The 11,262-nt window shown below is 33.8% G+C and carries 7 protein-coding genes; all 7 read right to left on the reverse strand.

Annotated elements, in window-relative coordinates:
• Nucleotides 1–3: 3 nt before the first annotated feature.
• Nucleotides 4–1,407, reverse strand: a complete 1,404-nt coding sequence (locus D3P13_RS14725) for a sialate O-acetylesterase (RefSeq protein ID WP_117883629.1) — start codon at nt 1,405–1,407, stop codon at nt 4–6.
• A 61-nt stretch (nt 1,408–1,468) separates the two neighbouring features.
• A complete protein-coding gene (locus tag D3P13_RS14730; protein ID WP_117883630.1) occupies nt 1,469–3,562 on the reverse strand; it encodes an alpha-L-fucosidase in 2,094 nt (697 codons plus the stop codon).
• A gap of 67 nt (nt 3,563–3,629) precedes the next feature.
• Complete coding sequence (locus D3P13_RS14735) at nt 3,630–5,765, reverse strand: GDSL-type esterase/lipase family protein (RefSeq protein ID WP_117883631.1); 2,136 nt, start codon at nt 5,763–5,765, stop codon at nt 3,630–3,632.
• Nucleotides 5,762–7,219 carry a sulfatase-like hydrolase/transferase gene (locus tag D3P13_RS14740; protein WP_117883632.1) on the reverse strand — a complete coding sequence of 486 codons (1,458 nt, stop codon included), beginning with the start codon at nt 7,217–7,219 and terminating at the stop codon, nt 5,762–5,764. Before D3P13_RS14740 ends, D3P13_RS14735 begins: the two co-directional genes overlap by 4 nt.
• A gap of 22 nt (nt 7,220–7,241) precedes the next feature.
• A complete protein-coding gene (locus D3P13_RS14745) occupies nt 7,242–8,840 on the reverse strand; it encodes a sulfatase family protein (RefSeq protein WP_117883633.1) in 1,599 nt (532 codons plus the stop codon).
• A 32-nt stretch (nt 8,841–8,872) separates the two neighbouring features.
• On the reverse strand, nt 8,873–10,486 hold the full coding sequence (locus D3P13_RS14750) for a PDZ domain-containing protein (RefSeq protein ID WP_157972925.1): 1,614 nt from the start codon (nt 10,484–10,486) through the stop codon (nt 8,873–8,875).
• A 29-nt stretch (nt 10,487–10,515) separates the two neighbouring features.
• Complete coding sequence (locus tag D3P13_RS14755) at nt 10,516–11,259, reverse strand: hypothetical protein (protein ID WP_117883635.1); 744 nt, start codon at nt 11,257–11,259, stop codon at nt 10,516–10,518.
• Nucleotides 11,260–11,262 lie beyond the last annotated feature (3 nt).

An 11,262-nucleotide genomic window follows, 5' to 3' on the forward strand; every position in this document is an offset into this window, starting at 1 on the left:
TTGTTATTTTAATTCAATTTCCCAATTATCTGTTCTAAAGGCCGACGCAGGTAAATTTTCCTTATTGAAAAAATTAGGTAAAGCTCCGTTTGTAAAAGCAAACCTAACAGCAACTGGTTTTTTTACTGCTTTCGCTGAAACGACGACGGTTTTTCCTACTACTTTAGCCTTGGCTGGATAAAATTTCTGGTCATCACCTGCAATATAAAATTCGTTTAACACCTTTCCTTTTTGTAATAAACCATTATCAGCATAATCAAAATTCAATATAATTTTCTTCTTTTTGATTTCCATTGATTTATAAATGGGCCCACTATATACTAAATCTGATTTACCATAATCTTTTGCCAATGCCCATAAGGCCAATCTCAAACCTACATCTTGCTTATTAATGGGATGAATGTTTTCTAAATTACCTATATCATTTGTAACCACCATACCAGTCTTAGGTATTGTTAACATGGTTTGTAATTGAGCATCTCTGACCACCGCAGCATCCATTCCTTGTAGGTCGTCATATTTATAAGGTGCAATTTGTACAAAATAAAAAGGAAACTCCTTACCAAATGCTTTTCTCCAAGATTCAATTAATAAAGGAAATGATTTATAATAAGATAGTGCATTTTGCCGGTTAGACTCTCCTTGATACCATATAACACCTGCTATATTAAAATTTATTAGTGGGTAAATCATTGCATTATATGCTAGTTCGGTTTTATTTGGCCACCACGCTCTTGGTGTGATTTTTTTTGCCGCCTCTTGTAGTGACTTATTACCGTTCATCATTTGTTCTGGTATCCAAGTTTCAATAGGGGTACCTCCCCAATTACTACTTATTAATCCTACAGGAATACCCAACTCCTTATGTAATTTCTTGCCAAATAAATAAGCAATTGAACTAAAATTTTTCATAGTTTCAGGACTACAAACAATCCACTTACCTCTCGTGTTTTCTTGGGGCGTATTTGCAATATGCTTAGACACTTGAAAAAACCGAATTTCTGGATAATTAGCATTCTTAATTTCTTCTTCTGCATTAACAAGGCCTTGAGCCGGCGTCCACTCCATATTCGATTGTCCAGAACCCAACCAAACTTCACCAATGAGCACATTTTTAATACTAATTTCTTCGTGACCTTGTATCGTTATAGTATAAATTCCTCCTGCTTTAGGCGTGGTTAATTTTCCTTGCCATTTTCCTTGATAGGCTTTAATTTCTACGGAAATATTATTCCAAGAAGGCGTAATGGTTATTTTTTCATTGGTATTAGTAGTCCACCCCCAAAAGGTAACTTCAGATTTTTGCTGCAAAACCATATTATCAGATAAGATAGAGGGTAGCCAAATCTCTGCAAATGCCTGATTAAAAAAGAAGATGGCAATTATTAATAATATACTTTTTTTCATGTGTCTATTTTTAGAGTTTTAATTTAGTTATCTGTTCATTATTTTTATTATTGAAACTATGTTATTCTGTAATCACCCCTATTTCAGCAACAGACATTTTTCCGTCATGGTCTACACTTTTAATCCCTTTTAGCTTAATATAGCGACCTTTAGATGATTGGAATTTTATAATCTGTTCAATGGGGTTGTTTTTAATATTTCCAAACTCTCCAATAGATACAGATTTCCATGTTTTATTATTTTCACTTACTAAAAACTCATAATCAGAAATGATTCCAGCCGGCCAACGCCCTTGCATAGGCATATATGTAAAGCCTGACAAATTGTACACGTTACCTAAATCTATAACAATTTCATTAGGTCCACTATTATTAGTATCGCAGACCCAAGAGCTCATGTAACTATCATCAATCATCTTCGTAGCCTCTTCTATCTTACCTGAAGACACTTTTAAAACCTTCCAATTCTTTTTACTAATATCAAAATAGACCTGCTTTACTGAAGTCCTTTCTTTATTTTCTGGATTATAACCAATCACTTTAAGCTGAGTAGGCTGATCAACAAAAAAGGCATTATTATACTTTAATGAAGAGGTATCTGGCTCTGAACCATCTGTTGTATAATAAATTTCAATATTTTTATCCGCTACTTTCATTGTTATTGTGCCTTCCTTATCTCTAGTAACAATAGGTTCAGTTAATAAATGTGGAGCTTTATACAATTCTATATTTGAAATAGCTAATGCTGCTTTTCCTTTAATATCCAGCTTTATTTTTGAGGTCTTAACCACATTAAACCTTAAAATACGCTTATCTCCAATAGTGGTTTGTGTATCTATTACTTTCCAAACGCCATCCACTTCTGCTTCTACAGTAAATTTACTTACACGCTGTCCTAAGGGTATGTATTCTTCTAATAAAATTCTATTAATTTCGGTAGGCTTATTAAAAGACAATGTAATAGATGCTTCTGTAATTGAATCGTTAGTTGACCAATACGTTTCATCATTATTATCATTCACATTTTCAGGCTTATACATTGAATTGTCTCCTCTTACATTTGTAGCTTTTACATCTAAATCTTTAGCTAAATTCTCAGAAAAATCTTTAGTAATTTGCTCTTTTAAGGCCATCAATTGCTTCACATCATTTTCATGAACCAAGCCCCTAGTGTCAACAGGTAAATTCATTAGCAATGAAGCATTTCTCCCCACAGATTCGTAATAAATTTTAACCAAATGTTCTAAGGATTTCACTTGAGTATCTTCAGATTTATGATAATACCAACCTGGTCTTATAGACACATCACATTCTGCCGGTACCCAATGGGTTCCGTCTTCATGACCAGAACGCAATTCTTTGTATTTCTGATAACCAGGATAAACTTCATCTCTTCTGAGTAAACTCCAATTGGTTTCATTTGCCCATCCTTCTTCATTACCTACCCAACGTACGCCTGGGCCACCATCTCCAAAAATAACAGCATTAGGCTGTAACTCTCTTACAATTTCAACGGCTTTATCCCATTGGTAATAAGTTTTATTATCTATTTTTCGAGTTTCATTTGCTCCTCCATAATACCCAGAACCTCCATTAGCACCATCAAACCAAACTTCAAATATGTCACCATAATTTGTCAATAATTCTCTTAATTGATTATGAAAATACGTAACATATTCTGGTTTCCCGTATTGTTCATGGTTTCTATCCCATGGTGATAAATATACGCCTAACTTTAAACCAAATTCTTTACAAGCTTCTGATAAATCTTTAAGAACATCACCTTTTCCATTTTTCCATGGAGAGTTTTTAACCGAATGCTCTGTATATTCTGATGGCCATAGGCAAAACCCGTCATGGTGTTTAGCTGTAATTATGACTCCTTTCATTCCAGCATCTTTAATTGTTTTTGCCCATTGCCTAGCATCCAATTCCGTTGGATTGAACTGTTCTGGTTTTTCACTACCGTCACCCCACTCCATATTCGTAAACGTATTCATGTTAAAATGAATAAATGCGTAATATTCCATCCCGTGCCATTGCAATTGTCGTTGTGACGGTATTGGTCCAAATGGTTCTGGTGGTGCTACTTTTGGAGCACAAGAAATTATACTACTTAATGCTAGAACAACTACTATTTTTATACTTAATTTCATTTCTCAGATCTTCTTTATATTTTGATTTACGAAAATTCTTTTGAACATCGTCCGTTTCAGATATGTTTTAATTTTCCTCCAAAAGCTGTTCATATTTTTCTTTAATAAACTTACCCCAAATAGCATAACCTTCAGGTTTTAAATGTATACCATCTCCAGAAAAATAATCCTCATTTAAAAACCCTTTTTCATCAATGAATAATGAAATAAGGTTATAGTACTTCACCTTGTTTGGCGTTTTAAACGCACTTAACAATTTATGAACTGAATTATATTTCTGTCTTGTCTTCTGGGTAGGATCTATTCCTGTTGGTAACGGTCCTAACACGACAATTTTTGATTTTTTAAATTTTGTTCGAGTAAGTGCTATCAATTTTTCTATACCTTCAAAAATTTCAAAAGCATTATTATCTCTAAAGTTATTGACGCCAATTGTTACTACCACCATTTTTGGATTTGCATTTTCATAATTTCCTTTTTCAATTCGCCATAAAACATGCTGCGTTCTATCACCAGAAATACCAGCATTCATCCAAGTAATATCTTTAAAGTATGTTTTAGCTGCTTCGGTACCAGTATTACTATTTATATAATTTCTATTACCACTACTCCCCCAACTTTGAGTAATAGAGTTACCAATAACTAGTACATCGATATTTTTAAGTGTCTGAACTACAGAATCAATATCATGAGCTTGTGCCCACCAATCGGTACCATTAGTCCATCCTGCAGCTGAACGATATTCAGCAGAAGGTGATGGAATTGTTACAAAACTCACTTTTTGATCTGTAGCCCGCAAAATAAAGTCAACAATAGGTGTTGGGTTTTGCAAGCTATGTGGATGATGACCAGTATTTGGTTTATGAATTACTTCAATGTCACCTGAAAACTGATTAATTTTCTTCTCAAATAGTGTTGTATTTTCTGAAATAGGGACTACGTTATCTGCATCTCCTACCACATGTAGCATTGGATAACCTCCTTTTACTATTTTTTTTACTTTGTGTATCGGGTTGTCTTTAAACCTCTCTAGTTTCCTTTCATTTTTCAACTTATACACCTTCTTAAAACGCCCCCAGTCTCCCTTACTTAATTTACCTTGGCCCATTCCTCCTGGCCAACTCTTACCATCTAAAACTGGGGCATCTGCATAAATAGCAGCAATTTTTTTAGGATTTTTCGCAGCCCAATTGTAAATTATTAATCCACCTCGGCTCATTCCTTCTAGAACTACTTTTTTAGACAAACCTGAACTCGTCATTAATTTATAAAAATTATTCCACCGCTTTAATGCTAATTTGCTCCCATAAAGACTACTAACATCACAATATGCAATATGAAAACCTCTTTCCAGTAATGCAATATCAGTTTGCGGCTCATGTCCCCAGAATCTTGCACGTAAAACCCAAGGGTTTCCTTTTGCCACTTTTTTGGGTACAACAATTTTACATTGCGTACTGTCAATTTTAAAGTTTAACAAAGAATATCCGTAAAAATTTTCGCTTTTTTCAATGGCACTATTTTTATCTTCAAAAAAGTTTATCGACATCATTTGCTCTTGATGAATTACTTCATACAATCTTTTAGCTATAATGGTTTGACCTAATCCAGAGGGATGAATTCCATCTGGCAATAAATCCTTTTTGTCCACAAACAAATGATATAAATCTATAACCTCAACATTCGTATTAAATGCCACTGACTGCGTCAAAGGAATAATTTTATTTTTTATTACAGGATTCCAAATTTTGGTAGTATCTACTGTAAAAGATGGTACTGGAAGCAACAAAACTATCCGTATTTTATCATTTATGTTTTTAAATGATTGAATCAAATCTTGATAATCCTTTTCAAATTCACCTAAATAAACCCTGTTTCCAAGCTTACTATCATTAGTACCCAACTTCATAAATACAATATCAGGAATAAAATTAAGAGCTTCCTTATAAGCTTTAGTCTCAGTATATGGGTGATTTCCTTTGTTCAAAAGCGTTCTACCACTAACTCCAAAATTTTTCACCTCATATTTATCACCTAACAATTCCTGTAATTGAGCAGGGTATGAGTTTTTTTCACGATTAACGACTCCAGCCCCATAAGTAATACTATTACCGACGCAAGCAATTTTTATAGGTTCTTGGGCTATTAACCCAACAGAAAAAGTTAAGAGAAAAAGAATTAAAAGTTTACTTGTTCTTTTCATGAAATGTTTTTATAAATAATTGATAAGTCTAATTGATCTCCCATTTGTTTCTGTAACTCCATTAATTCTACAAAAAGGGTTTTTATTTTTTCTTTACTCTGAGGCTCTGCTGCTATATCTTTCAACTCTTGTGGATCTTCTTTTAAGTTATATAAAAGAATTTTCTCGCTTTTAGGATAAACGATTAATTTATAACCATCCCTTCTTATCATTCTTTGAGATTTTTTCTCGTACGTTCCATAAATAGCATCATAACTACCCTTAGAATCAGTACCATCAATTTGATTTGTTAAACTATTAAACTCAACATATTTTGGTTTTTCAATTCCTGCCAACTCAAGTGTTGTGGCCATTACATCTTGCATATAAACATCAGTAGCTATTTTTTTGCCTTTTGGAATTTTGGGTCCTACAATCATTAAAGGAACTCGCATACTATGATCATACATATTCTGCTTTCCGATAAGTCCATGTTCACCCACTGACAAACCATGATCAGAACTGAAAAATATATACGTATTTTCCATAAGACCTTGTTTTTCTAAGGTATTAATTATGTCCTTTAGCTGATCGTCCAAATGGGTTGTTAATGCATAATATTCCTGCCTATTTACTTTTACGGAATATTCAGTTCTAGGAAAAGGAGCCAATTTTTCATCTCTCAGGTTTTTCCCAGCTCCCATGGTTTCGGCATAAGGGTACATGGGCATAAAACTGTCAGGAATAGCGATACTATCCAACGGATACATATCTACATATTTCTTCGGAGATTGACGCGGATCATGTGGAGCGTTGAACGCGATATACATAAAAAATGGTTTTTCTTTGGTTGCCGCACTGTCAATAAAAGACACCGCATCATCTTTTATCATTTCGCTCCAATGTTTGCCTCCTTTCCAATACCCACCAAATTCTCTTTTCCATGGTTTCCATAGCGTGTCATTCTCATTTTGTGGTCGATTATATCCTTCAGGACTATCACCAGGCATGCCTGGAAGAACATGACCTACATGGTTAAAAATAGAATCCGCTTTAGCTGAAATATGCCATTTTCCAGTCATATAGGTTTCATAACCCGCACGTTGCATTAACCTTGGCCAGGTCTTATCTAGTTCATTATTCTTACTAAACTCTTTTGAAACTGCTTGAGCTCGCCATACTGACCGTCCGCTTATGACCATTGCTCTTGAAGCTAAACAAATAGCACCGTTCCATCCACCCATATTATAGGTATGCGTAAAAGTAGTCCCCTCTTCCGCCAGTTTATCCATAGTAGGCGTTTTTACTTCTTTATTACCTAATACATGGACATCTTTAAAACTTTGATCGTCAGAAAACAGAAAAATAATATTAGGCTTTTTTACAATTTTATTTTCGGGTTCTGAATTTTCATTGTTTTTTTTACAACCAAAAACACAGATAACTAATAGTAATAACCAACTGATATTTCTCATGACTTTAAGTATTTCTATTTAATTATTTTTTATTCAAAAGACTAAACCGCTCTATTTCCTTCCATACTTTACCGTTCATCGGTGCATCATTCTGTTGATACTCTCCTTCTGTACTTCTGCCATTTTCAATTGTTGAAACCATTAAACTATTTAATTCTTTAGCAATTTCAGGATTCGCTTTAAATAAATTATTCGCTTCTTCGGGATCTTCTTCTAAATTGTAGAGTTGATATTTTGGTAAGGTTTTTGCCAATTCAGAATTCGGTTTCGGATCACTCCAACCTCCTGAGTCAGGACAAAAAATCATTTTCCACTTTCCTTTACGTATCGCAAAACTTCCGTTGATGGAATGATGAACAGTAGCTTCACGACTGTAATTGGTAACGCTTTCACTAGAAAAAAGTGGAACCATTGAATAACTATCTTCACACTCACTATCTTTCAGTTCTGTATTTGTTAATTCGGCCACAGTAGCCAATAAATCCGTAGTACATATCGTTTTATCAGAACTAGAGTTGGGTTTAATATGCTTTGGCCATTTTACAATAAAAGGAACACGATGCCCACCTTCAAATATATCAGCCTTGTGACCTCTGTATATAGCACTTGGATTATGTCCTTTTTCAGCCAAAACTTTATAATTGGCCTGAGGAGAACATCCATTATCACTTGTGAAAATTATAACAGTATTTTCTGCAATACCTTCCTCTTCAACTGTTTGTAGTAATTGCCCCATATAATGGTCAATTTGCATCATAAAATCAGCATATGGATTTAATCCACTTTTACCTTGCCATTCTTCGGTTGGTAAAATAGGTGTGTGCGGTGATGGTAGTGCTAAATACAAAAAGAAAGGTTTGTCACTTTTAGCCTTTTGTTCAATATAACTGAATGATTTTTTAAAAAAATTTGGGGTAACATCCTCATGTACAAAATCAGAACCTGTTGGTCCTTCTCGCCACCAAGAATACTTCCCTTTATTTACTGTAACAGAATCTGGAATTACCGTAGGCATTCCGTTTTGAACGTATACATAAGGTGCCATATCTAAAGAGCCTGAATGCCCATAAGAATAGGTAAACCCTAATTCTTTTGGTCCATTTTTTATAGGTTTAGAGAAGTCTATATTATCATAATCATCGGCATTCCAGCCTGTACCACCAACAGAATCCCCCTGTTTTAGAGCCCAATCCCAACCTAAATGCCATTTACCAATAAAGCCCGTTTCATATCCTTGTTTTTTCAACAAAGAAGCAACTGTGGTTCTACTATTTGGAATTAATGCCTTAGACACACCAGTGAGCACTCCATTTTTTAACGGACTCCTCCAATTATATCTGCCAGTTAAAATTCCATATCTTGTAGGAGTACAAACTGCTGATGAAGTATGAGCGTCAGTAAATTTAATTCCATCTGCTGCCAATTGATCGATATTTGGAGTTTTTATTTTACCATTAGAATTAAACGTTCCAATATCTCCATAACCCAAATCATCCGTAAGGACGTAGATAATGTTTGGAGGATTTTGAATGATCTCTTTTTCGTGCTCTTTTTTATCATTGCAAGAAAACATTAGGCTCAAAAAAGTTAAAAATAATATTGTCTTTAATGATTTCTTCATTTTAATTAAATTATTTATATGTTAAGTTTATACTATTTTTTTAGAGGCAATTCAATTTTCAATTCTTTTTGATTTCTAAAAACCAATAGATCAAGTTTACCTAGCCAACTATCATTTTGAAACGATTTCATTAAATTTGCAAACTCATTTATTTCTAAACCTTGGCAGGAAATAATAACATCACCAACTTTTAAAGAAGAATTACCGATTATACCATTCTCATCAATTGAGGTAATTAAAACTCCTGCTGTTTTGTTTAAACCTGCAGCTGAACGTTCTTCAATTGTTGTTATATTTTTTATTTTTGCTCCCAACCATTCATAAACAGAAGACTTTTCACTAACTCCACTAAAAAATATAATTGGTGTATTGGGAGTTTTAGCCAAGGCTTTTAATTTTTTATTTTTTACGCCAAAACCTGTCATATCAAAATTCTTGAAGCCAATTTCAAAAGCCCGTGAATTATTTTTTAACTTGTAATTTCCTGATTTAGCATCTTCAAAAAGAGGGTTCCCAAAAATACTATGTTTGTCTACCCCCTTATTTTGGCTTGCCAATAAAGTTTTTTGGTCGGGAAAAAAATTAAAATCGACTTCTTTTCCCCATTCTTGTAAACGGATATCTCTATGCTCCGTAAAAACAATGTTACTTTTAAAAATGTCGTTGCTATTTTTAAACCAAACATGTGGATGGAATCCATTGTTAATTGTAATATTATTTTCAACCGTACGATTAAATCCTTCCCTCAATTTAATCCCTCCATTTAAACATAAATTATTATAAATTTGATAGTTGGACGACCCATCATCTAAATCTATATCCCAACCATGGTCACAACGGAACCTGTTATTTCTAATGATAGTGGTTTGGGTAGCATCCCAAGTTGGCATTTTAGGGTTTGCCTCAACTATACCATTCATTGTTTCTCTGTTAGGGTGCCAGAAACGATCTCTTCCCCAAGAATTAAAAGCACCGTGGTCGCCAGATTCCAACACCGTATTAAAAACGTCATTATACTCTATGATATGCCCACCCCAAGTACCGTCCCCAATATTAACACCTGCTCTGGGAACATCATAAATGCTATTATTACTAACTGTTATGTTCATTGCCATAGCAATTTCAACACCGGCGGTTTGTTTTTCTATACGACCGATTTTGTAAATTAAATTATTATCTACCAATACATTACTTGGATATTTGTTGTTTTTTGGTCCTTTAATAGTATCCATTTTAGGTAGCGGCATGAACTCATTATATTGGAAAGATGGCGAACGTACGGCTTCAGGAGAGCCTACCAAACAAATTGCTGAAGCTCCAATATTATGAATGTGGTTATTTGAAATTTCGATATTACGATTAAAATTACTGACAAAAATAGCATTACCTCCCAAATTAGTAAATTCACAATTTTCAATTTTTATATCTTTTGCACCTTCAATAAAAATAGCCCCACCTCGATAAATTGTCCAATCGCTTCTTAATAATGGCTCGTATTTTTCCATGAATGTTCGCTGCGTATGTTCAAATTTTAAATTGCTAATTTCAATATTACTTGCGGGCTTTTCCTCTGTGCCTACAATCTCAATTAAATGTTTCTGTTCTGAAACCTCTACCAAAGTATTAGCTAAATCTATATTCTCCATAGGCCAATAGTATAAATTATCATGAGTATCTAAATACCATTCACCTGGACTATCCAATTCCTCAAAACATTTTCTACCATTCTGTATTTTTCGTGCATTTTTGATGGACGATTATTTTGATGTCCTCCAATTAATTTGGCTTCTCCATTTTCATCTATCTCAGTAATCTTATAATGAAAATCACCCCATTCACCACTATGCATTACATGAAGAAAAGCTCCAATAGGATTGTTCCAAGAACTTATTCTTTCTTTAGATAGAGCATCAGCTGCATGTCCTTGCCAATGACCTCCGTTTTCTTCATAATTTGGATAACGTGCCATTATTTGCGGTTTTCCATTGATATATAAGGCATCAAATATTTCATTTTTTTCAACTTTTGCGATCCAAATAGCACTGTTATGCTTTTGCCAACTTAAATTTAACTTTTTAGATCCTTTTATGATAGTTTTGTCATTTCCCGCTCCTATCAGTTTTAAAGATCCTTGTTCATTACCTATCCTAATCGGTGAAGTTATTCGGTGCTCACCAGCTTCAAGATGAATTGTAATAGGATGAAGTTTTCCATTATTTCTTAACCTATTTACTTTATTGATTGCTTCTTCAAGTGTGCTCAAAACAATTTTCCCATCGTTAAAGTCAGAGAAATCATTATTTTTTGATACATATAAATCAGATACAATGGGTTTACACCCAATAAACATCAACAATAAAATACTAAGCCTAAAGATCCATTTTAGATCTTGTTTTTTATATTTAAAAAATTTTCTCATTAA

This window comes from Aureibaculum luteum (assembly GCF_003449015.1).
GTDB classification, from domain to species: domain Bacteria; phylum Bacteroidota; class Bacteroidia; order Flavobacteriales; family Flavobacteriaceae; genus Aureibaculum; species Aureibaculum luteum.